Genomic DNA, 26028 nt, shown 5'->3' on the forward strand with positions numbered 1-26028 from the left:
AACCAGATGAGAAATTAAATGTTTTTTTGCAGGTATAAATAATATTTTGGGTGGCGTTGTGTTATATTAGTGTGTTATAGCGCTGTGTTATAAACCTGCGCCGTTTGAATGGAAGTGGCAATATTTATTTCCTGCAACCAGGCTGTGTATCGACAGGGAGACAGGGGAGTTAAAACGCCACCATTTGCATGAAACAGTGCTACGCAAAGCATTGCGTAAAGCAACAATTACTAGTGGCATCACCAAGAAAATTAGCTGCCACTCACTACGACATAGTTTTGCTACTCACCTACTGGAAAGCGGCGCTGATATTCGTACCGTCCAAGAACAACTCGGCCATAAATCAGTAGAAACAACGCAAATTTATACCCACGTAATTAATCATGGTGCTAGCGCAGTTAAAAGCCCTTTAGACTTTTAGCATTAGCCATCTAAGCACCTGACAACAAACACAACAAACACAACAAACACAACAAACACAACAAACACAACAAACACAACAAACACAACAAACACAACAAACACAACAAACACAACAAACACAACAAACACAACAAACACAACAAAAGATAATGGTATAATGTGACTCTAGAAAGTTTTCTGCCAGCCAACAATTAAGCCAATATCCGCCGATGCTGCGGTATTTAAATCTTCAACAAAATGAATCGATAGCAGATTGCTCTGATCCGCCTGCCATTGCATGCCTGCAGCAACCGTTACTGAAGCGCTATCTAACTCTCTAATGCCGGTTGTTTCGAAGGGTGATTGTTGCGCCAAAACATCTAACACCAATTGCCAATTGCTATCTAGAGGTACACTGGCACCCGCAGCTATTTGAAAATTATTTTTGGCTGCAAGAGTTTGCTGTGAACCCTTCCAATCTCCGGGTAAATACCAACCCGCCTTCCAATGGAAACTGGTTAATTGTGCGATATTTAGTAGATTATCTAGCCACAGTTCAGATCTAGGTTTAATATCTTGCTGCTGATAAGCCATTGAAATCGCAAAATCCCAATGGCCATTACTCACACCATGGCGACCACTAGACAGTGGCGCTTCAGCAATTAAACCTAGCGCCCATTGACTGTCAGCGCTAAATAACCAATCCACAGCAATTCGGGCATCTGCAAAATAATACTTCCCATTATTTGCTTGCACCAATGGCTGACCGAGGTATTCAAATTGATATAAAAACTGGTTGTCTGGCCTGAGATCTCGACCATTTTCAGGAAAACCAAAAGCTGAATGGTAGCCATTAATTAAGCTATCAAAAGCGCCCGAGCTATAACTCACCACCGGCAAATCAACCGATAGTAATAAATCATCGGTAACCGGTTGTTGCCATGATAAATTTAAACGAGAAACTTCTAGGTCAAAGTTGGCAGTCACTCGATCATTTTGACGAAAAAAACTAACACTAGAATGTTCGAGACTCGTTGTTAACAAAGTATCACGATTAAGTGGTTTTTGCTGCAAACCTAAAAAAGGTTGCAGGGTAGGAAAGCTGTTATGTAGTGGCAAAGGTGCAGCATGAATACTGGTTGGCAAAACTGCTACAGCCACAAACAAAGACTGCAAGCACTTCAGTATCAAGATATTTTTTTTGTTTAACAAAACATTCTCCACTGGAAAGTCGCCTTTGAAGCTATCAATATAAAACTTTTACCGAACCACAACAAATCATAAATGCTGTGGTTCGGTTGAAACACTGAACTAACCACAATCACAACTACAATATGACTTTATTGGGCATGTACTGCCTGCCAGATTTTTTGTAGCCTAGGTGCTGAAATCGGCTTGATGGTTTTTAATTCTTGAGCAAATAACGACACCCGATACTCTTCCAACATCCAACGAAATTCTTCTAGTTGATCTGGCGTATATATTTTTAGAGCTTGCCGGTATTTTTCCAGCCAGTTTTCGACATCTAGGTAACGCTCCCTGTCACGAGAAACTTCTCTAGGCAATCGCTCCAACCTTGCCGCTAAAGCTTTTAAATAGCGAGGATATTGCTCTAACCATTGCTCAGGGATCTCTAACAAGAAACCGGGATAGACCAATGAAGACAGATGATCTTGAATATTTTTTAATGATTCCATCAGCAATAAATTATTAACTTTACGGCTAAGCTTTTGGTTCTTTTGCCACAACAAAAGAATATCAATAAGCTGTTGAATTAACTGCTCACCACGATCACAAACATTCTGCTTTATATCTAATAGCAATGCATCATATTGTGCTGGCGTTCTAGGCAATGTTTCTCCCAAACAACGCTCAACCGATGAGCGCGTTAGTTGCTTATTTAATTCACTACCATTACCCAACGCACTAAATAACAACTGTAATTTATTAATGCCCTTTGCTCGGGTAATCAGCCATTTCATTTGATCAGGTGCTTGCTGAACACAAAGCGTTATTACCGCTTCTTTGTGCGATTGCTGCGCATCTTCTTTCGTTGCAAAATACTTTAAAGAAACCGACTTCGCTCCAGTATCAGAGATTAATGCCGGGAAAACCCGTAACGGCTGACCAGGCAGATCTTGATCAAGAACCTCAGGCACTTCACCACATTGCCATTTAACCATCGTCGAAGGTAAATCTTTACTGGTCTCTTCGGCAGCTTGCTTGGCTTGGTCTTTAAACATCGCCTGCAAAGCGGTTAAATCACGACCCACTTCCAATATTTTTCCTTTGCCATCAATAACTCTAAAGCAGAAGGTCAAATGTGGATCAAGGTTAGTAAAATTCCAGTTTTCCGGCTCAACCATAATGGCGCTTTTTCTTAATAGCGCAGAAGTCACCGCAGGAATTAAACTTCCCTGACGAAAATCCAGTTGTTCCATTAAGGTATCAGCCCACATAGGTGCCGGTACGAAATTTTTACGCACTGGTTTCGGCAAACCACGAATTAAGGCGATTAATTTTTCACGAATTAAACCCGGAACCAACCATTCAAAGGGCGCAGCGGGTAAGTCTGGTAATACAGACAAAGGAACGATAGCATTGACACCATCATGTTCTCGGCCTGGCTCAAACAAGTATTTCAACTGTAATTTATGATTGCCGATCGCCAAAGAAGAAGGAAACTGTTGTTCGCCGGCAATAGATGCATTGGAGCGAAGTAGCTGCTCTTTTTCCATAAACAACGCTTTCGGTTGTTTATCGGCTGTTTTTTTCAACCAGTTCTCAATGCCACGCTGATCAACAACATCAGCCGGTATATTCTGGTCATAGAAAAAGAAAATATCTTCATCATCAACCAATAGATCTTGGCGACGTTGCTTTTCTTCTAATTCTTTAATTTCAGCAATTAATCGCTGATTATGCGCCCAAAAAGGTGCCGTCGATTTAAACTTTCCAACCGCCATACCTTGTCGAAGCATAATCTCTCGGCATAAGGCAGGATGATGCATTGAGTAACGCACTTTTCGAGCACTGACCACGGTCAAGCCATAGAGCGTAACCTTCTCGCTAGCCATTACTTCACCACGACGTAAATCGTAATAAGGCTCGTTGTAGCTTCGCTTCAGCTGATCGCCCGCTAGCTGTTCAATCCATTGCGGCTCGACCTTGGCACAGCACCGCGCGAATACCTTGGAGGTTTCAACAATTTCTGCGGCAAATAACCACTTAGGCTTTTTCTTTTTAATCCCGGAACCTGGGAAAATTTCAAAGCGTGAATTTCTGGCGCCTAAATAGGTTTTATCCTCATCTAAATAACCAATGTGACTGATAAAACCACTTAGCAACGCTTTATGGATTTTTTCATAATCAGCAGGTTCGGTATTAAAAGTCAGCTTCATTTCCAGCAACTGTTCTTTTAATTGATGGTGAATATCCCACCATTCACGAACGCGCATATACGCTAGGTAATATTCCTTACAAACTTTCTTAAATTGATTCCCAGTTAATTCCTTGCGTTTTTCACGGGTGAAGTTCCATAAATTCAACAAAGAAGCAAAATCTGAATCAGGATCTTTAAATTCTGACTGTTTCTGATCAGCTTGGGCAGTTGCCTCTTGAGGCCGCTCGCGAGGGTCTTGAATGCTTAAACCACAAACAATCGGCAACAGCTCGCTTAAACAGCCAAGGCTGCCACCAGAAATCAGCATTCGAGCCAATTGCGGATCCAATGGCAGTCGCGCCATTTTCTTGCCGGTATCAGTTAACCGGCCATCTTCCATTGCCGATAACTCTTCCAGCAATCGATAACCATCTCGAACAAACCGAGCATCTGGCGCATCAACAAACGGGAATTTTTCTACATCACCCAACCGAAGCTGGCTCATTTGCAAAATAACCGAAGCCAAATTGGTTCTGAGAATTTCAGGTTCGGTAAATTCAGCTCGATTTAAAAAATCTTCTTCGCTGAACAAACGAATGCAAATACCATCAGACAAACGACCACAACGCCCCTGCCGCTGGCTAGCACTGGCTTGGGAAATCGCTTCGATAGGTAATCTTTGGACTTTGGTGCGATAGCTGTAACGGCTAATTCTGGCTAAACCGGAATCAATCACATAGCGAATACCGGGCACTGTCACCGAGGTTTCTGCAACGTTAGTCGCTAACACAATTTTTCTAAACTTCTGATTTTGAAAAATTCGGTCTTGCTCTGAACTACTTAATCGTGAAAACAACGGCAAAACTTCGGTATTCGGATAGTTTTGCTTACGCAGCGCTTCGCTAATTTCCCGAATGTCTCGCTCACCCGGTAAAAACACCAGAATATCACCACGACTTTCACGGCTTAATTCATCAACCGCATCGACTACCGCTTGGTCAAGATCGATCGATTTGTTTTTATCATTACTACCCTTGCCGCTTTCACTACTCTCACCACTTGCACTTCCACTTCCATTTTCAATTAGCAAAGGGCGATAACGGGTTTCAACCGGGAAGGTTCGGCCAGAAATTTCTAGTACCGGCGCATGATCAAAGTGTCGAGCAAATCTAGCAGGGTCAATCGTTGCCGAGGTAATAATGATTTTTAAATCAGGACGCTTTGGCAATAACTGCTTTAAATAGCCCATTAAAAAATCGATATTCAGGCTACGCTCATGGGCCTCATCGATAATAATGACTTCATATTGACTTAGCAGCGGATCCCGTTGCATTTCACTGAGCAAAATGCCATCGGTCATCAACTTGATGTAACTATTTTTGCCCACTTGGTCGTTAAAACGAATTTTAAATCCAACCGCTGTTCCCAGAGCGCTATTCAATTCTTCAGCAATTCGCTTGGCAACGGTTCTGGCAGCCAAACGGCGCGGCTGGGTGTGGCCAATCATTCCGCGAACACCTAAACCGAGTTCTAGGCAGATTTTCGGTAGTTGCGTGGTTTTACCCGAGCCCGTCTCACCTGCAAGCACCACCACCTGATGATCTTGAATCGCCTTTGCGATTTCATCTTTATTTTGGCAAACCGGTAATTGATCGCTAAAGTTGATTTTCGGCACCGATAGCTTGCGTTCAATCAAAGTGGCTTTGGACTTTTCAATTTGGCGTTCAACATCTGACAGTGCTTTATCAACCGGCTGATTTTGTTCAATTCGCCGCTTCAGTGAGCGTAAGCGACGACGTAACGTCCAGTCATCTTCGGTCAGACATTGGGAAAGTTGTTGGCGCAGGTGATGTAATCGAGACTTCAAAACGGCCCAGGTATCAAAAAACATAAAGCAGCAATGATACCACGATCATTTTGTTCACACAGCATTGCGGCCTACAGACATCAACGATAACAGAGATGTCTGTAGGCCGCACAAACAAGCCAATTAAAAGGCTAACTATTAATTGTTTTTCTAAAAGCAAATAAAGCGACTAGAAAAATTAGAAGAACTCCCCATGGCAAGCTTCCACTGCCACCAGAAGATGAAGAGAAACCAGCAACCTGATTATCACCTATTACTGGTGTCAGAAATATTTGTAATCCGGCACCCGTACGAGAGCCTACAATTAAATCTTTTCGATTATCACCATTTAAATCGACCAGGGTCATAATCGAATCAGCATGCCCATTAACAGCAAAATCGGCTAGCGTTAAAACACCGTCTTGATTGATCAATAGTAAGTTTGAACCATTTTTATTATGAATCAATAAGTCATTATCAGAATCACCGTCAATATCTTGTGAGAACATCTGATCAAAACCATTACTTCTTACTACGACATCAGCTGCTGCAAAAGCTCCCGATCCAGTATTGGAAAACAGTTCAACCAAATCAGTTCGTTGCAGATCACTTCCTGAATCGCCCACTCGAGCAATTACAATATCTGGCAGGCCATTTACTGCATCGTCAAGGTCACCGGCAACCACTTGCAAAGATCCTGCGCGACTGCCAAGTTCAATTGTTTGAGCCAATCTAATTCGATCTTTAAGATTATTAACCGAAGCAGTTTTAGCAGAAATAAATACTTCACTAGAAGCGTTATAATTTGCTAATACAATATCTTGTACATTGTCATTATTAAAATCGGCTAACGCAACAGATCGGCTATCGCTATTAGAAAGTTCACTAGTATCAACAATCAACCCTAAATATAAATCTCCAGAGGGAGCCTGAACGGCTGATAACGCACTTCCTGCATTAACTGTAATTAGCTCGAGCCGAGCCGTTTCACTTGGTTGTTCTAAATCGCGATCAAGATCAACCAATGCAAAATCCACTGTATTTTCAGCATTAGAAACCAGTATCCTCGTCCCGAAATAGAAAAAAACCGGCGTACCTACATCATAAGTCGTTACTACACTACCAATCGTAGTTGTAAGATCTTCATCTAAAATGCGCAGTTGGTATACTTCGAAATTATGATTACTACCTGTCGACATAACAAATTCAATCTCATCGCCATCAACAACATTGGCCGCCACAATTTTGGTTACGTTCGTAGGCAGTGGAATAACAAAAGAATAATTTTGATCAGTAGCTGGCAGTAATGCGCCTGAACCATCATTCAATAGCACATACCCGGTGGTATCGGTTACCACGAGCAAGTCATCGCCATTTTGATTATCGAAATCGTAGGGAAGCAACGCCCTAACATTACCCGCATCAGCAGATTGGTTCGCAGTCGTCAGCAATAGATTTTCTGCCGCGACATTAACCGCTGACTGGCTAATATTGTTATCGACTGAAACCTCCTGGGCATTGCCTGTTACTGATGCAACACTGTAGATCTCTCCAACGGCGGTCGGTGTAATAGAAAAAGAACGAACCGCGATTGTTGAAGGGCCTATCGTAAGATTGCAGCTAATTGCTAATGGGTTAACTCCACTACTAGAACAAGTCGATCCCGTTAGATCAGCAGCAACTGCACCATATAGCTCAACAGTTAAACCTGTACTCGTTAACGGTGTTGTCGCCGACGCGTCTTGAGTTACGGTGTAAGTTACATTAAACGACTGATTGACCTGCGCGGTTATTGGCAAACCTGACTGTCTTACCTGCACATCTGGCGGAACTACTGCTGCAGATGCATGGTTAATTATTGAGAAGTTACCAACAACAAAGACAAGAAATAAAACCTTTGATTTTAATAGATACAACATTGAAACTCCAACATTTTACATTTACCAACAGCGAAAAGTAATTAACTCACCACCCATTTATAATCAGCTCGATAAACGAGCGATTCACCTTCTATTATGGATCAATTCACCCACACAGCCATACCTTAAATTGCTATCAAACCAAAAATCTCCATCTATCTATTAATGAACTAATTTTCTTTGGTATATCCGCAAAGAAAGCACTATTAGCAAAGCGACAACAGCCCACCATAAAACACCTCCACCCCCGCCATATGGTGCTACTAGTGCTTGCTCAGCACCACCAATCAAAAGCGCTCCGCCTGATGGTTGATCAGTGAGATATACCTTTATGCCGCCACCCGTTTTTGAAGCCGTTATCACATCTAGTAGACCATCGTTATTTAAATCTAACGGTAATAAAATACTGTCAGGATCAGTTTCTAATGCAAAAATCGATTTAGTTAAATTTTGACCAAAATTTAAGTACAGCTGATTAGAACCATCCAGGTTATGCAACAACAAATCAGTTGTGCCGTTTGAATCAACATCTACTGAGTGAACGCTCTCAATACCATTGCTGCGGGCAATAACATCTGGATCCATAAACTCGCCATCATTTTGATTAATTAATAATGACAATTGATCTAATCTTCCAATCTCACCAGAGCTTCCACCTGACTCAACAAATACCAAATCTATCAATGATTCCCCTGACGTATCTACCGGCCCACCGAATTCACCAACGACAAAGTCAGTCGTTAGCCCATTGGCATCACCTAGCAAGGTTTCATTTTCAAAACGCGTTAAATCTAACCAAGGTAAATTGCCATTTGCAGCAAAGTGGATTTGATTTGGACCGTTAAAATTCGCAATGACAATATCTAATAAAGAATCATTATTTAAATCAACTGCAGCTATTTTTCTTGAATCTCTAGCGCCCAGCTCATCGGTATCATTAAAAACAGATGCGTATATTCCATTTTTATTTAAATAAATACCTGACTGATCAGTACCGGCATTAGCAATTAACAAATCAGTCGCAACAGATGATTTTGAGTTTTCACTAGCAAAATCTACTAATTGAATATCATGGCTATCGAGACCATCAGATGCCCCCGTAGCAATCAAACTGATCGCAGATTGGAATATTGGAGTATTGGCTGGAATGATTATTGTTTTCCCATGATGGGAAATAAGCTGCTGCACTGGTGAAATATTAAGCTTATAAGCAAGGAAATTATTATCTTCGCCAGTAGAAAAGGTAAATTCAGTTGCCGCATCTGCCGGATCAATATTACCAATCACCAAACCTGTTACATCAGAAGCAACAGCGGTAAAAATATATTGATAATCCGGTGCTAGCTCAAATTCACCCGCACCATTATTTAGATAGGTTTCACCCGCATTATCACTCAAAACAATTAAATCTTGACCGTTTATTCCATCAACGTCATAAGTGAAAGCATAGTTAATCGGCTGGTAATCTATCTCTTGACTAGGCTCAGATATCACCGCACCCAAAGCAACCGAATGAACAATCATTTCACTATAGTTATTTCCAAGTAAAACCTCAGCCTCGACAGCAGCGATACTGGCCTTACTAATTACCTCACCCGCAGATAGCGGCATAATTTGAATATTTAAATATTCATTAGATGTTGTACAAACTAAGGTGATTCCTGGGTTAACGCCTGAATCATTGCAAGGCGCACCCAATACGTCGTATTTCAAGTCACCTTGCAAGGTAATCGTTAGCTCGTGCTCGCCTAAATTGGCAGCACCACCCCCCTTAACAGTTACATGATAAGTAGCCGTAAAATCATTACCCACCTCAGCTGTAATTACATCTGCCCATTGTGAAACCATCAGATCAGGCTTATTTTGCTGTGCCAATGCAGCATTTGCGTTTATCATTCCGCTGGCCAAAAGTATGATTTGGTAGCCTCTAACCATTTGATTCAACAACATAGACAGCACAACCCTGCTCAGTTTTTGTGAATTCCATTTTTAATCGAGTATAGGAAGCATTGATTTTGACAAGCTGCACTTATGTCCCGTTAACACACTATCAAGCAACCAGAGCACAGTTTTTTCTAATTTTATGAGCGAACTAACAGTTAATCCGATCGGCACCGTTCACAGCTGCTACAGCGAGAAGTTTGGCATCCCTCGCCAGCCGGGGTTAGTGCCCGCCGCAAAAGCTCGAATTGAAATTTTGCCGCCGTTTAATCGGCCTGAAGCTTTTGCTGGTATCGAACAACACAGTCATTTATGGCTGGAGTTTGTATTCCATCAAAATATTCGCAGCCAATGGAAAGCTTCAGTTCGACCACCTCGCTTAGGTGGCAATCAGAAGATGGGCGTGTTTGCCACCCGCTCCAGTTTTCGACCCAATAATTTGGGGCTGTCAGTAGTTAAATTTGAACAGCTGATTATTCAGGGCAGTAAAATTTTTGTTGAGGTATCGGGCATTGATTTACTGGATCAAACACCGGTTATTGATATCAAACCCTATATTCCTTATTCCGATTCACTGGTTAACGCACAATCGCAATTGGCTAGCGCTGCGCCAGAAATGCTGCAAGTGAACCTGAGTCAGTCAGCTAAGCTATTTTGCCAACAATGGCAGCACCCTTTGTGCGATGATTTGTCGAGCCTAATTCAACAGGTCTTGGCGCAAGATCCTCGCCCGGCCTATCAGCAAGACGCCGAGCGAATTTACGGCATGCAGTTATTTGATCTAAACATTCGTTTTCAGATCGATAACGGCTTGGTGAAAGTAATTGAGATTGTTGAATAAACTTTTTTTCTAATCAGTTATTCAGTTTTCTTTGTCCAGAAGCCTTGGTCAGACGGCATAGCTTGGCTAAAATGGCTCGATTTTCGAATAGAACGGAACCGCTAATGCGCACATCCCAGTATCTGATTTCCACTGTTAAGGAAACACCAGCCGATGCTCAGGTTATCAGTCACAAACTGATGCTGAAATCTGGCATGGTTCGCAAACTCGCTGCAGGCCTGTATTCATGGCTACCAATGGGTTTAAGAACACTTAGAAAAGTTGAAGCTATTGTTCGTGAAGAAATGGAAAATGCAGGTTGCCAAGAAGTATTAATGCCGGCAGCCCAACCGGCAGAGCTTTGGCAGGAATCAGGTCGCTGGGAACAATATGGCTCTGAGTTACTGCGTTTTACTGACCGTCATAATCGTGATTTTTGTTTGGGCCCAACCCACGAAGAAGTCATCACCGATCTGATGCGCAACGAGATCCGTAGCTACAAGCAGCTACCAAGTACTTTCTTCCAGATTCAAACCAAATTCCGCGATGAAGTTCGTCCGCGCTTTGGTTTAATGCGTGGCCGTGAGTTCCTGATGAAGGATGCTTACTCATTCCACGTCAATCACCAATCTCTACTGGAAACCTACGAGAAAATGCACGCGGCTTACTGCTGTATTTTTGATCGTTTAGGTTTGGACTATCGTCCAGTTCTGGCAGATACCGGCTCTATCGGTGGAACCGGTTCCCACGAATTTCACGTATTGGCTGACTCTGGCGAAGATGATATCGCGTTCTCCGATAGCAGTGATTACGCAGCTAACGTTGAAATGGCTGAAGCTTTATCACCTGCTGGCGATCGCGCCGAGCCAACTCAAGCAATGGAATTGGTTGAAACGCCTAACGCAAAAACCATTGATCAATTGGTTGAACAACACAGCATTGCGATTGAAAAAACCGCAAAAACCTTAATTGTTGAAGCGTCAGATGAAATTGAAGCTAATTTTGTTGCTTTAATGATTCGTGGTGATCACGACCTGAACGAAATCAAAGCTGAGAAATTGTCAGAAGTCGCGGTACCTTTACGCATGGCGACCGATGAAGAAGTTCGTCAAGCTATGAAAGCGTCACCCGGCTCTTTAGGCCCGATTAATTGCAGCATTCCAGTGATTATTGACCGTAGTGTTGAAAAAATGTCTGACTTTGGTGCTGGCGCCAACATTGATAACAAACACTACTTCGGCATTAACTGGGGTCGTGATCTGGAACTGCCAAAGGTTGCTGATTTACGCAATGTCCAAGCAGGCGATCCTAGCCCATGCGGACAAGGCACGCTGGATATCAAACGTGGCATCGAAGTGGGCCACATCTTCCAGCTGGGCACTAAGTATTCACAAGCTATGAAAGCCACCGTACTCGATGAAAACGGCAAGGCTGCCACCATGACAATGGGTTGTTACGGCATTGGTGTTTCGCGCGTGGTTGCTGCTGCAGTTGAGCAAAACCATGATGATCGCGGCATTATCTGGCCAGAAGCCATTGCGCCTTTCCGCGTTTGTATTGTGCCAATGAAAATGCACAAATCAGTTCGGGTTAAAGAAGCTGCAGAAGCTATTTATGCAGAACTGAAAGCCAAAGGCGTTGAAGTGATTCTTGATGATCGCAACGAACGCCCAGGTTCAATGTTTGCTGACATGGAACTGATCGGTATTCCTCACCGGATCGTTATTGGTGAACGTGGTGTAGATAGCGGCACTTTTGAATATTTAAATCGTCGTGAAGGCGAGAAAAAAGAATTTACTAAAGAACAGCTTTTCGAAGCATTGGGCGTTTAATTTAATTCTAAATTTTCTGCTGTTGGCACCTTTCATAGGTGCTAGCAGTAAAAACTAAAACGGTGCTTCAACCCACGGCGTCATATCTCTTCTGACCTTCAACCAACTCCGTTGACCAATTACCGCGATACCGAGCTTTGGTGAATAAATCCCATGGTGCAAATCCCAGCCTGTTCTTATTTGCGATTGGTATGGAAATCTCGTCAAATCCCAGCCAAACCGTAAAAATTTCCCAATATCATAGTCTAAAACAAATCTAGCAATCGCCGAACCAAAGGCATGATGGCGCAATATAGTGCCAGTATTTTCTGCTCCAACTCGTCTTCGATATATCTGAGTATTCGACGGACTAACATCACTCAGAAAAGTTAAACGCCTTGCCGCCTGTTCAACCTGCATGTTTTTACTAACCAAACAAGCAGCCATTGTTGAAATAACACTCTTCATTACTACAGAATGTCTTTTCCCAGAATAAAACATCTGATTATCATGATTTACTTCAATTTTCAACCCAATTACGGCTTGATCACTAACGGAATCATCCAAAGCCTCATTGCTGGCGCATAATGGGAAGCGGATGTCTCGTGCTTCATAGTCGTCCCATGTGATGATTTTAAAATCAGACTCATGAAATTCCAAATCTTCAGTTGCAGGTTTTTTTATGGCTATTTTATCGTGTAAATTTTCAAAACCGGCGTCTAAATAGAGCCCCCCAAAAAGATACACCGCCAGCACTTTTGCTATGTCTGCAGCATATGAATATTCCTTCCATGCCATGTGCGACAAGAATGCTGGCCTTAAATGCCTTAATGCATCCGGGTTGTCGAATAATTCATTGACATCTCTCACTTCGAATAAATCAACAAATTTCTCAGCATAGGTCAACATCATTTTATTTTCAGTCCACAATATATGCCGAACTTTTAATTTTTTTCCATGCCATTTCCAACGTCGAGCCAGCTGTAAATTAGCAAAGCGCATTGCACGCAACTTTTCTTCGCTTAATAACTTACCCACCCAAATGCGATGGATAATGGATTCTCCTTGGATATCACTGATTTCCTGCCTAACTGAAGCAAACGCACTCAACATATAACGTTGTGCGACCCTTTCGATTTGTTGGTCTAATAAGACCTGGGATTTTTTTTCTGCTCTTTTTTTCCTTGCATCATATAGACCAGTTAAAAAATCATGGCAATCAACAAGGTCGTGGGATGATATCAACCTAAGAAGCTTTCGTGCGACTTGACTACAATCTTCTTTTAGCTCTTCAAAACTGACATCATTCTCATTCTCTAGTTCATACGGATGAAGGTTAAGTTTGATCTGCAAAAGCTCGATGTAGGCTCTTCTTTGAAGATCTGAAACAGTTTGATTTCCCAATCCTATTTTTAACGGCATCGTATTTTTCTCTTATCAAAGCATTAATAGATTAGCCCTATGATTTAATAGTGCAATATTGCCTTTGAAAGTACCATTCAAACAAGACAGTTTGACTAGCAGCACTGAACTTCTTCGACCATTCTTATTCAAACACCCATCAATCTGATTAAGGAATCCGAAATGGAACAGCGCTGGGAAAAAGACCAATACTTTATTGCGATTGAAAACCGAATTGACAATAACAGCACGCCTGCGGCGGTAGTTACCACCAATTTAGAATCTGGTGTGCCAGAAAATATCCCACCATCTGCTAGCCACTCTGATCCTATGGCGATAATTGGATTGGCTACTGCTGTCGGCAGCTGGGCTAAAACGCAGGGTTTCAGCAAGGCATAGTATTCCGACACTATGCTGATTTTATGGCAACCACTGAGCCGAAAACTTCAGTTGGCAGCTAGGCCAAAGCGTAGATTTTAAACAAAGTGTGATTATTTTTGCTGCAGATTCTGCTTCATGGCAGAATCTGCCATCATAATAAAAACTGCAACCAACCCAATATGCCGCTTTCGTTTAATTCATCAGTATTTTCATTTCCTTCCTTTCACTGGATCGGCGGCCTGACCACTCACTTTTCTCTGGTTTTGGCCTGCATACTCATATTAACCAGTGGCAGCACTCAAGCTAACGCTCTACCAAAACTGACCGCCGAAGAAAGATCACAGCTGGCAGCACAAATTGCTAATGAGGGCAATGGTTTTGAAGATCGATTTGATGCAGAAGTCTGGCTATTAGATATGTCGCAAAGAATTCAGCGTCGCGTTAAGGACAATAAAAAGCGTTTATTGATTTTAAAAACCGTGCACCGTGAAGCCAAACGGCACAACTTGCAGCCCGAATTAGTGCTGGCGGTGATAGAAACCGAGAGCAATTTTGACTCCTGGGCACTTTCAGTGGCCAATGCCCGCGGTCTGATGCAAGTAATGGGATTCTGGAAAAAAGAAATTGGTAGCGAAGGCGACAGCCTTTTTGATATCGAAACCAATATTCGTTACGGCACTACCATACTCAAACATTATTTGGATAGAGAAAAAGGTGATTTGGTTCGAGCACTTGCTCGCTACAATGGCAGCCTAGGCAAGCGAAAGTATCCAGAAAAGGTGATGCGCAAATGGGACCGCAACTGGCGATAATCGAGCCTTCCCACTTGCATAAACTTGTGATAAATCTCTCATTGCTTATAAAAAAATCAATTCAAGCAAACGCCGATTAAAAATTCAACTAACACGCACACTTAACAATGCCTCATCTGACTAGATTTGAATCTAAGTCAAAATTAGTGAGCGGCACAATGAAATTTTCGATTTTTTCACCTTAATTTCCGCATTATTACTTTCAGCCTGCGGAGGTATTAGCGAATCTCCTTCAGAGTCAGAGCGTGCATTTATATCTATTGGATTAACGGACTCTCCAGTTTTAGACGCCAGTAACGTTAATATACATATCGTAGCTATCGAACTTCTGGCAGATGATGCCCCCCTGGATGTGGATGGTGAAAATTTTGTTTGGCAACGAATTAATATCAATAGAAAAATTGATGTTCTGGCACTTCGGGGTGGGAACCGCACCATGCTAATAAATAATTATGCTGTTACACCGAAATCGTACAGTAATTCGCGACTTATTCTTGACCCATCAAAATCAGATATCACAATCAATGGTGGCACCCACCCACTGGACATCCCTCTCAACGTTGGCTCAAGCCCACGGATAGCTTTTGATTATAATCTAGATACCAGTGACAGACTTGATGTTACTTTCGATTTTAATCTTAGAGCATCAATCGCCGGGAATCCTCAAGATGGCTTATGCTTCGACCAACTCTCCGCTCTACCAATATGCAGTCCTCTAGCACTATAAGAGGCACCGTATCAACGACATTTGCCGACCATGACGACTGCGCTATAGATCAAAATACTAAAAGAGCGGTATATCTTTTTAAAGATCACAATTCAACACCACAAGATATTATATTTTCCAATAGCACTCCTTTAGCTTCCGCTGATGTGTCACTGAACTCTGGCAGCAACACTTATCATTACACCTTGGGTTTTATTCCCCATGGCGATTACACAATCAGTTTTACCTGTCTTGCACAATTGGATACTAGCGAGGATCAGGATAACTCGGAGCTAAACTTCCTTGGTACTGCAAACTTGTCAGTTACTGGGAGCACTTTTATCCACAACATTACTCCCAACATTATTCCCAACTAACTCTTTTCAAATAAAAATCGCGGGTGGACAACTTCTGTTTGTTCCGCCCGATTCTTTTCAGACAAACTCTTGATACAATATTTACTAATACAAACCTTAATGCAGCTGTAGCCAACTAATTTTATGTCTCGCAAACCATCCGTCGACAAACCTAGCTTTGCCACCCGCCAGGCCTATATCACGCATCAAGGCGCAAAAATCTTAAAAGATGAGTTGGATTTTTTGTGGAAACAAAAAAGACCTGAAGTCACTCAAGCTGTCTCTGAAGCTGCTGCAATGGGCGATCGATCAGAAAATGCCGAATACATCTACGGCAAAAGACAGTTGCGCCAGATCGACAGTCGGATTCGCTTCTTACGCAAGCGACTGGAAAATATCACAGTAGTTGATCGGTTACCTGATGACCAAAGCAAAATTTTCTTTGGTGCGATGATTGAGATTGAAAATGATCAGACCGAAGAAATTTTAAACTTTCGGATTGTCGGGCCAGATGAAATCGACCCGGAGAAAAAGCAAATCAGCATCCACTCACCGATGTCAAAAGCGGTACTGGGCAAAAGTGTTGATGATGAAATAGTGATTCGCGTGGAAGATAACGAGCAGCATTACTCGATCATTTCAATCAACTACCCTTCCCTTGAACTGCAGCCAACTGACCCACCCTTATAAAAATCACGCATTCCATTGTATTTTCGCTTCAATAGCCGACAGATCAATTTATAATATGGATCTGTCTTTTGCATCTGCCAATAAGAAGTCACTATGACCCAGGTTACTATTTACCATAATCCTCGCTGTTCTAAATCTCGTCAGACACTGGCTTTGCTAGAAGATCGCGGCATCCAACCTATGATTGTTGAGTATTTAAAAGATCCAATTCCTCAAGAGAAAATTCTTCAGCTACTAGCGATGATGAACTTATCGCCACGTCAGCTAATACGCACTAAAGAAGTAGAATATAAAGAACAATCGCTGGCCGATGCAACTGACCAACAATTAATTACAGCAATGGCTGCTACCCCAAAGCTCATCGAGCGCCCTATTGTTGAAGCTAATGGCAAAGCAGCGATTGGCCGACCACCCGAACAAGTGCTGGAGATTTTATAATGAGCGCATTTTCTTCAACATCTGTTGCACCACCCTTTGTGCTGGTGCTTTATTACAGTCGCCATGGCGCGACTGCTGATATGGCAAAACAAATTGCTCGCGGCATTGAAAGCACGGGTATTGAAGCTCGAATTAGAACGGTTGCCGCAATTTCTTCTGTTTGCGAAGCAACCGAAGCGGCTATTCCAGATTCAGGCGCACCCTATGCAACCTTGGATGATTTACAAAATTGCAGTGGATTAGCACTCGGTAGCCCTACTCGCTTTGGCAATATGGCGGCACCGCTTAAATATTTTCTGGAACAAACTTCCAGCCTGTGGCTAAAAGGCTCGTTAGTCGATAAACCCGCCTGCGTGTTTACTTCAACCTCCAGCTTACATGGCGGCCAAGAAACCACTTTAACCAGCATGATGCTGCCATTACTTCACCACGGCATGATGCTAATTGGTGTACCTTATAGCGAAACAGCGTTGCTTAGCACCACTACAGGCGGAACACCTTACGGCCCATCTCATTTGGCTGGCAGTGATAGCGACTTAAAGCTGAGCGACGATGAAATAAAAATTTGCAATAGCCAAGGCAAACGCTTGGGTACAATCGCATCAAAAATGAGTAGCGCATCAAAATGAGCATTTACAATGGATGATCAGCCAGTAAAAAAAGAGATTTTGCCAAGAGATAGTCGAGCTGACTTATTACGTCGGATCGCATTGATCAGTTATGTGGCGCTATTTATTTTAATCTTTAGTTGGTACAGCGCTTTAGTCACTGACCCGGTATTTCCGCGCTCAATCAGTATGATTATTTTGCTCGGCCCGTTAATATTCCCCATTCGCGGCATTCTCTACGGCAAAGCTTATACCCATGCTTGGGCCGGTTTGTTGATGGTGATTTATATTTGTCACGGCGTAGTGTTAGCAGTTGGCGATACCACCATTGAACGAAGTGTTGGTTGGGTTGAAACCTTACTTGCACTTTCTTTTGTACTCAGCTCAGCATTTTATGCCAAGCGTGAAGGCCAGCGATTAGGGCTTTCGATTCGTAAAAAGAAGAAAAAGAAGAAAAAGAAGTAGCGATTACGACTATTTCAGGCATAAAAAAACCAACAATCGAACCGTCGGTTTTTTTATGCCAAATTGTTTGAGTTAAAAACCCAATACTTCTTTAATAAATGGGATGGTCAGCTTGCGCTTTGCAACCAAAGAAGCTTTATCTAACTGATCGAGCTTTTCGAATAACAAACTGAATCGCTTATCAGAATGCTTCAACAGGAACCTTGCCGCTTCTTCTGTCAATTCCAGACCACGCATCCCAGCTCGCAATTGTAACGCCGAAATTTTGTGCTGATCTGTCATGTTAGGCAATTGGAAAACCAACCCCCAGGCTAATCGTGAACGCAAGTCCGGAAGATTCACTGCCAGTGCTTGCGGCATTTTATCGCCACCAACTAACAGTTTTCCGTTGCTATTACGCACCCGATTGTACAGATGAAACAAAGCTTCTTCCCAGTCAGCTCGACCGGCAATTAAATGAATATCATCGAGGCAAACCAAGTCAAGCTGTTCCAACCCTTGAAGCATTTCCGGATCCAGAAAATCGGCTTCTTCAAGTGGCATATAGAAACTGCCCAGACCGGCATCAGCTGCTGATTGGCAAGCTGCCTGTAACAAGTGTGTTTTACCACTGCCTTCGCTACCCCACAGGTATACGAAAGGCTCACCCTCACCCCTGATCATCATTTGCAGGCAAGCGAGTACTTGTTCCGATTCGTCGGGATAAAAACTGTTAAAGGTAGCGTCATCCCGCAAACGCAAACCTAAAGGTAATTGGTGATCCTGTCGCAAGCTCATTCCGTCGGCGATGGGTCAGTGACAATTTGCATCATATACTAATGCAGCCAAGTAAAAAGCTATAGCGTCCACTGAAGAATCTTGTCATCGTTTGGCACAGCCGGTAGCTCTTGGGGATTCACAGGAGCAACCAATAGCTGGTCAAGTTTCAGACTACGTAAAAAATCTGGCCAAATCTGCAACAAGGTGACACTAATTCTCGCCCCTTGATTTGAAAGCTGCAGTAATTCGACCCGTTCAACTTGACCTAGGCTAGCCAAATAAACTTCTGCTTGGGCAAATTGCTCAGCAGAGTCCAAACCTGTCAGCAGCACCTGATACTGATGCGGCTGTAAATCTTGTTTGATGGCATACAAATCGGCCAAGTATTCGGTTATCAAGCTAACACCCTGCGCCATTGCAGGCTGCGGCGTTTGCTCAACAGTCCACTGCTTTAAAACTCGACCTTCTTTCAACAATTGCCAACGCCAGCTCCATCGACCGGCAGATTCAGCGCCACGTAGTGTAACAATAAAGTCGGCATCATAACGAGTCGATGCGCTATCTAAATTTTGATAAAAACCACCCCAGAAATCAGAAACCGTTAATTTGCTGCGATCTTGTAAATCATACAAAGGAAATACCAGCGGCAGCCCACGTTCAGTTGCAGCATCTAGCATGGATTTTCTTAGCTGATCACCAAACGACTGCTCTCCAGAAACAAACTGACGACGACCATTTAGATCTACCGCAGTCCAGAATAATAGAGAAGGACGACGACTACCCCAAACCGGCTGCCCTTGGGCGACCAATAACCGCTGCATTTTCTTGCGATCATATTGAATATCTAGCCATAACTGCTCAATTTCGTTAACCAGTGGCTGAACTTGAGCGACTTGATTATCGATAATCGGTGAGACAATCTGCGACAAATTAGTACCGGAGCTGGTTTCAAGTTGCTGTTGAATTTTTTGCGTGCGGTAGGAAAAACCTTGGATATAGCTAGACGGTTTTTCTAACGCTCGGTTGATTTCTGGTAGCGCCAACACTGCAGTATGGCCGTTCACTCGAACCAACGCTTCCGCAAGACCTTGACGGAATGCTTGCATACGGGGTGCATCACCTCGATCAGCCACTTTACGACTAACCTGATACAAACCATCGACTTCAACCGCCGATGCAGAGCCAACTGCCATCATTACTAACCATGTCAGCAGAAGCCTTCCCAGCAATGCGTGCATATCTCTCCCAGTAAAAATATTTGCCTTTGCGCCGCAAGCTAGGCCAGCGACAATTTAATGTCAAGATTATTGTTCACAGACAAACTATCTCAAGATACAGAATCCACATTTTGAAATAATTTAACTATATGCAACGCCCGCCAATAGTGGCCATCGATAGCCAACTAACAGTTATTTTTACTTACATTACCAAACGATATTTCTCTCTCGCCCAAGGATTGTTAAACTAGCCATCCCGCAGCACCCCAACGAGACCGTAAGCAAGTGTCTGAACAAAATGGCTCTCCCCTGACTTATCGTGATGCCGGCGTAGATATTGATGCTGGCAATCAATTGGTAGAAAAAATAAAAGATGTCGCGAGCAGTACGCGCCGTCCAGGCGTTCTTGCTGGCTTAGGTGGCTTCGGCGCCTTGTTTGAAATCCCCGAAGGTTACCAACAACCAGTGCTTGTCTCTGGCACGGATGGCGTTGGAACCAAGCTCAGATTGGCTCTGGATTTAAATCGACATGACACTGTAGGCATCGACCTAGTTGCTATGTGTGTTAACGATTTGATCGTCCAGGGTGCAGAACCGCTTTTCTTCCTTGATTACTACGCCAGCGGCAAGCTGGATGTCGAAAAAGCTGCAGATGTCGTTTCTGGCATCGGTGAAGGCTGTCGACAAGCGGGTTGCGCATTAATCGGTGGTGAAACCGCTGAAATGCCTGGCATGTATCATGGCGATGACTACGACATGGCTGGTTTTTGTGTCGGCGTGGTCGAGAAAAGTAAAATCATCGATGGCACCAAGGTACAACCTGGCGATGCAATTATCGCACTGGGTTCATCCGGCCCTCACTCCAATGGTTTTTCATTAATCCGCAAGGTTCTAGAAATCAGCAATGCTGATTTGAATATGGATATTGACGGTGAAAGCTTGGCCGATCGTTTAATGGCACCCACTCGCATTTATATCAAACCATTACTGGCACTTTGTAAAGAATTTGATATTCACGCAATGGCACACATTACTGGCGGTGGACTGCCAGAGAACATCCCAAGAGTATTACCCGACAATTGCGATGCACAAATTGATACCACCAGCTGGGAAATCCCTGCGGTATTTAAATGGCTGCAACAGCAAGGCAATATTGAACAGCACGAATTGCTGCGCACACTCAATTGTGGCGTTGGCATGGTAGTTTGCTTGCCGGTCGAACAAGCTCAATCAGCAATTGAAGCCCTGCAAGCTGCCGGTGAAACTGCCTGGCAGATTGGCAGTATTGAATCTGGCAATCAGCAAGTTCGCTATTGCTAAATCAGAGATAAAATATGCAAGCCATGCCTGTCGTAGTATTACTGTCCGGAAGCGGCAGTAACCTGCAGGCACTCATTGACAGCCTGGCTAATAATCAGGCTGTCAATTTATGTGCCGTTATTAGCAATAACCCAAACGCCTATGGCCTAGAGCGCGCTAAAGCTGCAGGAATTGATGCAGTCACCCTTGACCACCGTCAATTTTCTAGCCGCGAAGCCTATGATCATGAGTTACAGTCAGTTATTGATCAATTTGAACCGGGATTAGTTGTTTTGGCCGGTTTTATGCGAATTTTGACTGCTTCTTTTGTTGAGCGCTATCACGGAAGAATGTTAAATATTCATCCATCATTACTACCTAAGTACAAAGGTTTGAATACTCATACCAAAGCGCTGCAAGCTGGCGACGCTGAACATGGATTGAGCATTCACTTTGTCACGGCCGACCTGGATGGTGGTCCGATAGTAATTCAGGCAAAGCTTGCGATTGATACCACGGATGATGTCAACAGTTTGCAACAAAAGATTCATCATCTGGAGCATCGCTATTACCCGCAAGCAGTTAGCTGGTTTGCTGAGAAACGAGTTGCACTCAAGGATGATGGCGTTTATTTAGATCAGCGCCTACTAGGAATATCAGGGGTGCAATTCGACCATTCTAGGAGCGATTAATGAAGTCCTTTGGCGCAATTTTAGGCCTGATAACAGCTGTTGCATTTTCCTCAATAGCTCTTGCGGATCACAACGTGCTTTCGCCGTATCAAGCTGAATATACATTGAGAGCCAAAGGATTAAATATCGGCGAGGCCACTCGCCGATTAACCATTAACGACGATAAAGTAAAACTGGAAACCCGTTCAGAATCTACTGGGGCGATTGGCTTATTTCTCAAGTTCAACCAAATGGAGCGTTCAACGCTCACCATAGTCGATAAAAAACCAACGCCAGACAACTACATGATGAGTCGCAGTAAGCGCGGCAGAAAAACCATTCGCAAAATGCACTTTGATCACAATGCCGGCCTGTTAGAAATTGATATTGAATCTAACCGTAAAACCGTACCGCTAGAAAAAGAGCTCTACGACCAACAAAGTTACCAGCTGGCTTTACGAATGGATCTGCAAGCAGGAAAAACAGAATTAACCTACCCGATTTATCGCAAAGGCCAGAAGGTTCAGTACACCTTTAAAATCATCGGTGAAGAAACGCTAGATACTGTCGCAGGTGAATTCAACACCATCCGACTGAGTCGAAAAGTAAAAAATCGCCAGACTGAAATTTGGGTCGCTAAAGACTACAACTATATTTTGGTAAAAATTACCAAAAGCAAAAACGACAGTCAGATAGCCGATCTGGAATTAACTAAATTCACCTATCTTGACAGCCAGCACAAGTTGAAAATTAAATAGCAACGATTAACTGCAAAAGCCCCGGCCAATCGCCGGGGCTTTTTTTTGCATCGCCAAAACTTGAGAATACAAGCCCACTACTGTTAAATAGAAAATTACTAAAGGACTAGTACAGAAGAAGAAAAATGTTCAGGAACCTGCTTTATTCAGCAAGCTTTATACTATTTATTGGCTGTGCAACCAAGCCCACCACTGAAAACTACCACAGGGCAATACAAACTGGTGACATTCAAACTCTAAAAGAGATTGACCAACAGAACTTCCGTACTGCTATAGCCACCAAGCAACTGGCAAAGCTTTCACTGCATTATGCCGTTAAGAAAAACCAAGCTGAAGTACTGAAGTATCTGATTCAATCCGGCTATCCAGCTGATCAAAAAAACTCTGATGGCAAAACCCCTCTTATGCTGGCCGCCAAGTCTGGCTCAGAGCCATTAATTCGTCTGCTTATTGAAATGGGAGCAAACCCTGAAGCAACAGACGAAAGTGGAAATATTGCACTGAGCTATTTACCTAAAGAGCACAGCAGCCTTGCTGTGCTCTTATTTACAAAATCATCAGACCTTGATCGAAAAAACCAGGCTGACCAGACTCTTCTTGAAACTGTTCAGGGAGATGCAATCAAAAAATTTCTGGTCGTCCAGAGAGCAGATAGATATCTTGCTCAACGTAGGCTTGAGTCCGCACTGGGAAAAGATGACAAAGAAAAAGTAGCCAGCTACATCCATTCCGGCTTTCCAATAGACCTTCGCATGAAGGACCAACAAACCCCTGTTATGATGGCCATTTCCAAAAACGCAAAGCAATCCTTCAAGCTATTGGTAGAGGCAGGAGCTGACCTAGAAGCAGGCAACAAAAACAAAAACACACCACTGCACTACGCCGCATATTTTAATCGACCAGAAATGATCGAAACGCTGTTGCGGCATAATGTGAATATCAACCAGAAGAACAAATTTGGTCGAAACCCTCTTTTTACTGCTGTTCTAAACAACAACCAAGAAGCTCTCGTGCCTTTATTCATTTATAAAATAGACACAAACAGCCTTGACAATAACAGTTGGTCACCCCTGATGCACGCCGTTGATCAAAACCAACCACAGCAGGTAAAAGCCTTACTGCAAGCCGGAGCAGACCCAACCCTGACCAATAAAAAAGGCTGGCAGGCACTCCACCTCACTGTCAATCATCCCAAAAAGACCAGACATGATTTTCCTGTCATCGCTCAAATGTTGATTGACGCTGGCGCGGATATCAATGCTCAAACCAAAGTTGGTGATACTGCTGTAAACCTCGCTGCATATGGCAATAAGCTAAAAACACTCAATGTGTTACTTCATCATAAAGCAAACACATCGATAGCTGATGAAAGCGGCTGGACTCCACTGATAAGCGCAACCTATAACAACCATCCCGATAGCGTTACCGCGCTTTTAAAATCAGATGCCAATCCGAACCTGAGCAGCAAAAAAGGCTGGGCTGCGCTTCATTTCACAGTCAATATATTAAAAGACAAGCAGCATGATCTTAATTTAATTGCTCAACAATTAATTGAAGCAGGCGCAAACATTAATCAAAAAACAAATAGTGGCTATACGCCATTAAATTTAGCCGCCACCAATAACAAACCAAAAACTTTGGAAGTCTTGATCAAGCAGAAAGCGAAACTGAACTTGAAGAACAACAACGGCTGGCCTCCGTTAATGAACGCCGTAAACAAAGGCTATCAAAAAATCACATCCCAGCTTTTAAAAGCTGGCGCCAAACCAAACATTTCAAATAAAGATGGCGAGAGCGCACTACACCTTACTGTTAACAAAAGCAAAGATGCCACACATGACTACCCCGAAATCGCCCAATTACTAATCAAGCACGGAGCAAACCTCAACAGCCGGAACAATTTTGGCGCGACTCCATTATATTTATCCGTCCTGAATAACAAGATAAACACTTTTACTGAGCTATTAAAACACAAACCTGACATCAGCCTGACTACGCATAAAGGCTGGTCACCGCTTAGTGCTGCAGTGGATAACGCTCAAGCAGAGATAGCCAAAAAATTACTGCGTGCCGGGGCCAACCCCAACACAGCCACAACAGATCAATGGACACCCATTATGAATGCGGTCAATAAAAACCTGCCGAAAATTGTACAAATTTTGCTTAAGGCGAAGGCTGATCCGGATTTCAGCCAAAAATCTGGCTGGACTGCACTGCACCTCTTGAGCAATGGTAAACATCAGTTTGATAATCGAAAAGTTGCCAAGATGCTGGTTCGTGCGAGCGCCAGCTTCAACAAAAAAAATGATGCTGGTTTAACACCTCTCATGCTGGCCGCAATGAACAATCGGGTTCAGGTAACAGAAACCTTAATTGAAATCGGAGCGGATCTGAACGAAGTGAACTGGAAAGATAACCAGCGCTCAGCACTGGATTACGCCATCAAGGAGGGTAATTACCAAGTAGCCAGTCTACTGAGAAACAATAAGGCAAGTAGCGGCCTGGAAGCAGCAAAATACCCCGATCGCCCAGCGGCAAAATCGGGTTATATTCGCTGCAATACTCGCTGCTCAAATGGCGATTGCTACCGAACTTACTCCGACGGAAGAAAAGTCCGTTTCCAGGCAGAACGGAAATACAATCCCTTTAACAGCCAGTGGGAGTGGGATTCCGGCAGCTGCTAGCCAAGTTAGCTTCCGATAAAAAAATCCCGAGCTGAAAATTCAGCTCGGGATTTTTTTATTCATTCCAATCAGATGTCCGCTGCAATTCGGCTCGCCACTGCCGCTTGTTGGTTTTTATACTTGGCATCGCTACGACTATTGTAAGGTCGCTCTGCTGGGCCAGTTAGCATTTCAAAATTAATCGCGCCAATGGTCATGCCCGGACGTAATGCCAATGGTAATTTTCCACCATTGAAAAATTCCAGTACGATTTTTCCACTCCAGCCCGGGTCAATTCGGTGCGCCGTTACATGCACCATTAAACCCAAACGCGCCAATGAAGATCGGCCATCTAGCCAACCGACCAAATCATCAGGAATAGTGACTGATTGCAAAGTGACGGCCAGCGCCAATTCACCCGGATGCAAATAAAATGCTTCACCGTCTTTAATGAGAATTTCTTTACTCATCACTTGGTCGAGTACTTTATTCACTTCTTCTTTTGGGCCGCTCAAATCAACATAAGGAGCAACATGGTCGTTGAACACTCGAAAACTATTACCCAGTTCGAGATCAACCGTAACGCCACTGATTTTTTCTTTTGCTGGACGCGGCTCAATAACTATTTTGCCTTCATCTAGACATTTTTCGATATCCCGATCACACAGTCGCATGCTTTACCC

General features: G+C 43.2%; 22 protein-coding genes. 14 read left to right on the forward strand and 8 right to left on the reverse strand.

Annotation, left to right across the window (positions count from 1 at the left end; translation table 11 throughout):
- Positions 1–82: 82 nt before the first annotated feature.
- Positions 83–421, forward strand: coding sequence for a tyrosine-type recombinase/integrase (locus DC094_RS19820; protein ID WP_304598355.1), 339 nt, complete (start codon positions 83–85; stop codon positions 419–421).
- Positions 422–588: 167 nt separating this feature from the next.
- Here DC094_RS19820 and DC094_RS19825 read toward each other — a convergent pair whose 3' ends face one another.
- The 4 genes from DC094_RS19825 to DC094_RS19840 all read right to left on the reverse strand — a co-directional run bounded on the left by DC094_RS19825 (position 589) and on the right by DC094_RS19840 (position 9445).
- Positions 589–1563 carry a DUF3187 family protein gene (locus DC094_RS19825; RefSeq protein ID WP_158527411.1) on the reverse strand — a complete coding sequence of 325 codons (975 nt, stop codon included), beginning with the start codon at positions 1561–1563 and terminating at the stop codon, positions 589–591.
- Positions 1564–1742: 179 nt separating this feature from the next.
- Positions 1743–5675, reverse strand: a complete 3933-nt coding sequence (gene hrpA / locus DC094_RS19830) for an ATP-dependent RNA helicase HrpA (protein ID WP_116688873.1) — start codon at positions 5673–5675, stop codon at positions 1743–1745.
- Positions 5676–5782: 107 nt separating this feature from the next.
- Positions 5783–7549 (reverse strand): FG-GAP repeat domain-containing protein, encoded by a 1767-nt coding sequence (locus tag DC094_RS19835; protein ID WP_116688874.1) that lies wholly within the window; start codon positions 7547–7549, stop codon positions 5783–5785.
- 162 nt (positions 7550–7711) lie between these two features.
- Positions 7712–9445 (reverse strand): FG-GAP repeat domain-containing protein, encoded by a 1734-nt coding sequence (locus DC094_RS19840; protein ID WP_133245644.1) that lies wholly within the window; start codon positions 9443–9445, stop codon positions 7712–7714.
- 187 nt (positions 9446–9632) lie between these two features.
- Between DC094_RS19840 and tsaA the strand changes: the two genes are divergently transcribed.
- Together tsaA and DC094_RS19850 are read left to right on the forward strand one after the other, a co-directional pair.
- Positions 9633–10331, forward strand: coding sequence for a tRNA (N6-threonylcarbamoyladenosine(37)-N6)-methyltransferase TrmO (gene tsaA / locus DC094_RS19845; protein WP_116688876.1), 699 nt, complete (start codon positions 9633–9635; stop codon positions 10329–10331).
- A 104-nt stretch (positions 10332–10435) separates the two neighbouring features.
- Entirely contained in the window at positions 10436–12142 is a 1707-nt protein-coding gene (locus DC094_RS19850) for a proline--tRNA ligase (protein WP_116688877.1), read from the forward strand.
- Between the two features lie 54 nt (positions 12143–12196).
- Here DC094_RS19850 and DC094_RS19855 read toward each other — a convergent pair whose 3' ends face one another.
- Positions 12197–13543, reverse strand: coding sequence for a hypothetical protein (locus DC094_RS19855; protein ID WP_116688878.1), 1347 nt, complete (start codon positions 13541–13543; stop codon positions 12197–12199).
- 162 nt (positions 13544–13705) lie between these two features.
- Here DC094_RS19855 and DC094_RS19860 point away from each other — a divergent pair, with 162 nt between their 5' ends.
- The 7 genes from DC094_RS19860 to DC094_RS19890 all read left to right on the forward strand — a co-directional run bounded on the left by DC094_RS19860 (position 13706) and on the right by DC094_RS19890 (position 17978).
- Positions 13706–13921, forward strand: a complete 216-nt coding sequence (locus DC094_RS19860; RefSeq protein WP_116688879.1) for a hypothetical protein — start codon at positions 13706–13708, stop codon at positions 13919–13921.
- A 161-nt stretch (positions 13922–14082) separates the two neighbouring features.
- Positions 14083–14715: a lytic transglycosylase domain-containing protein gene (locus tag DC094_RS19865; protein WP_116688880.1), complete on the forward strand. Its 633-nt coding sequence runs from the start codon at positions 14083–14085 to the stop codon at positions 14713–14715.
- 259 nt (positions 14716–14974) lie between these two features.
- Entirely contained in the window at positions 14975–15442 is a 468-nt protein-coding gene (locus tag DC094_RS22970) for a DUF4382 domain-containing protein (RefSeq protein ID WP_369406230.1), read from the forward strand.
- Positions 15443–15921: 479 nt separating this feature from the next.
- A complete protein-coding gene (gene greB, locus DC094_RS19875; RefSeq protein WP_116688882.1) occupies positions 15922–16467 on the forward strand; it encodes a transcription elongation factor GreB in 546 nt (181 codons plus the stop codon).
- Positions 16468–16560: 93 nt separating this feature from the next.
- Entirely contained in the window at positions 16561–16905 is a 345-nt protein-coding gene (gene arsC / locus DC094_RS19880; protein ID WP_116688883.1) for an arsenate reductase (glutaredoxin), read from the forward strand.
- The gene (wrbA, locus tag DC094_RS19885; protein WP_116688884.1) at positions 16905–17534 is read left to right on the forward strand and encodes an NAD(P)H:quinone oxidoreductase; all 630 of its coding nucleotides are present in this window, start codon (positions 16905–16907) and stop codon (positions 17532–17534) included. Before arsC ends, wrbA begins: the two co-directional genes overlap by 1 nt.
- Before the next feature lie 9 nt (positions 17535–17543).
- Entirely contained in the window at positions 17544–17978 is a 435-nt protein-coding gene (locus DC094_RS19890; RefSeq protein ID WP_116688885.1) for a DUF2069 domain-containing protein, read from the forward strand.
- Positions 17979–18050: 72 nt separating this feature from the next.
- Here DC094_RS19890 and hda read toward each other — a convergent pair whose 3' ends face one another.
- Both hda and DC094_RS19900 read right to left on the reverse strand, forming a co-directional pair.
- The gene (hda, locus tag DC094_RS19895) at positions 18051–18755 is read right to left on the reverse strand and encodes a DnaA regulatory inactivator Hda (RefSeq protein ID WP_116688886.1); all 705 of its coding nucleotides are present in this window, start codon (positions 18753–18755) and stop codon (positions 18051–18053) included.
- Between the two features lie 59 nt (positions 18756–18814).
- Complete coding sequence (locus DC094_RS19900) at positions 18815–19975, reverse strand: DUF2066 domain-containing protein (RefSeq protein ID WP_116688887.1); 1161 nt, start codon at positions 19973–19975, stop codon at positions 18815–18817.
- A gap of 264 nt (positions 19976–20239) precedes the next feature.
- Here DC094_RS19900 and purM point away from each other — a divergent pair, with 264 nt between their 5' ends.
- The 4 genes from purM to DC094_RS19920 all read left to right on the forward strand — a co-directional run bounded on the left by purM (position 20240) and on the right by DC094_RS19920 (position 25366).
- Complete coding sequence (gene purM / locus DC094_RS19905; protein ID WP_116688888.1) at positions 20240–21274, forward strand: phosphoribosylformylglycinamidine cyclo-ligase; 1035 nt, start codon at positions 20240–20242, stop codon at positions 21272–21274.
- A 14-nt stretch (positions 21275–21288) separates the two neighbouring features.
- Positions 21289–21945, forward strand: a complete 657-nt coding sequence (purN, locus tag DC094_RS19910) for a phosphoribosylglycinamide formyltransferase (protein ID WP_206605714.1) — start codon at positions 21289–21291, stop codon at positions 21943–21945.
- On the forward strand, positions 21945–22682 hold the full coding sequence (locus DC094_RS19915) for a DUF3108 domain-containing protein (RefSeq protein WP_116688889.1): 738 nt from the start codon (positions 21945–21947) through the stop codon (positions 22680–22682). The genes purN and DC094_RS19915 overlap by 1 nt, the downstream gene beginning before the upstream one ends.
- A gap of 125 nt (positions 22683–22807) precedes the next feature.
- Complete coding sequence (locus DC094_RS19920) at positions 22808–25366, forward strand: ankyrin repeat domain-containing protein (protein WP_116688890.1); 2559 nt, start codon at positions 22808–22810, stop codon at positions 25364–25366.
- 68 nt (positions 25367–25434) lie between these two features.
- On the opposite strand, the gene dcd is transcribed toward DC094_RS19920, so the two are convergent.
- On the reverse strand, positions 25435–26019 hold the full coding sequence (gene dcd, locus DC094_RS19925; protein WP_116688891.1) for a dCTP deaminase: 585 nt from the start codon (positions 26017–26019) through the stop codon (positions 25435–25437).
- Between the last annotated feature and the right edge of the window lie 9 nt (positions 26020–26028).

Origin of the sequence: Pelagibaculum spongiae (genome assembly GCF_003097315.1) — a bacterium.
Classification (GTDB): domain Bacteria; phylum Pseudomonadota; class Gammaproteobacteria; order Enterobacterales; family Pelagibaculaceae; genus Pelagibaculum; species Pelagibaculum spongiae.

Excerpts from the sequence above, each read along its gene's own strand:
- hrpA (WP_116688873.1), bottom strand. The coding sequence starts at position 5,675 with ATGTTTTTTGATACCTGGGCCGTTTTGAAGTCTCGATTACATCACCTG.
- DC094_RS19835 (WP_116688874.1), bottom strand. The coding sequence starts at position 7,549 with ATGTTGTATCTATTAAAATCAAAGGTTTTATTTCTTGTCTTTGTTGTT.
- DC094_RS19840 (WP_133245644.1), bottom strand. The coding sequence starts at position 9,445 with ATGATAAACGCAAATGCTGCATTGGCACAGCAAAATAAGCCTGATCTG.
- tsaA (WP_116688876.1), top strand. The coding sequence starts at position 9,633 with ATGAGCGAACTAACAGTTAATCCGATCGGCACCGTTCACAGCTGCTAC.
- DC094_RS19850 (WP_116688877.1), top strand. The coding sequence starts at position 10,436 with ATGCGCACATCCCAGTATCTGATTTCCACTGTTAAGGAAACACCAGCC.
- DC094_RS19855 (WP_116688878.1), bottom strand. The coding sequence starts at position 13,543 with ATGCCGTTAAAAATAGGATTGGGAAATCAAACTGTTTCAGATCTTCAA.
- DC094_RS19860 (WP_116688879.1), top strand. The coding sequence starts at position 13,706 with ATGGAACAGCGCTGGGAAAAAGACCAATACTTTATTGCGATTGAAAAC.
- DC094_RS19865 (WP_116688880.1), top strand. The coding sequence starts at position 14,083 with ATGCCGCTTTCGTTTAATTCATCAGTATTTTCATTTCCTTCCTTTCAC.
- greB (WP_116688882.1), top strand. The coding sequence starts at position 15,922 with ATGTCTCGCAAACCATCCGTCGACAAACCTAGCTTTGCCACCCGCCAG.
- arsC (WP_116688883.1), top strand. The coding sequence starts at position 16,561 with ATGACCCAGGTTACTATTTACCATAATCCTCGCTGTTCTAAATCTCGT.
- wrbA (WP_116688884.1), top strand. The coding sequence starts at position 16,905 with ATGAGCGCATTTTCTTCAACATCTGTTGCACCACCCTTTGTGCTGGTG.
- DC094_RS19890 (WP_116688885.1), top strand. The coding sequence starts at position 17,544 with ATGGATGATCAGCCAGTAAAAAAAGAGATTTTGCCAAGAGATAGTCGA.
- hda (WP_116688886.1), bottom strand. The coding sequence starts at position 18,755 with ATGAGCTTGCGACAGGATCACCAATTACCTTTAGGTTTGCGTTTGCGG.
- DC094_RS19900 (WP_116688887.1), bottom strand. The coding sequence starts at position 19,975 with ATGCACGCATTGCTGGGAAGGCTTCTGCTGACATGGTTAGTAATGATG.
- purN (WP_206605714.1), top strand. The coding sequence starts at position 21,289 with ATGCAAGCCATGCCTGTCGTAGTATTACTGTCCGGAAGCGGCAGTAAC.
- DC094_RS19915 (WP_116688889.1), top strand. The coding sequence starts at position 21,945 with ATGAAGTCCTTTGGCGCAATTTTAGGCCTGATAACAGCTGTTGCATTT.
- DC094_RS19920 (WP_116688890.1), top strand. The coding sequence starts at position 22,808 with ATGTTCAGGAACCTGCTTTATTCAGCAAGCTTTATACTATTTATTGGC.
- dcd (WP_116688891.1), bottom strand. The coding sequence starts at position 26,019 with ATGCGACTGTGTGATCGGGATATCGAAAAATGTCTAGATGAAGGCAAA.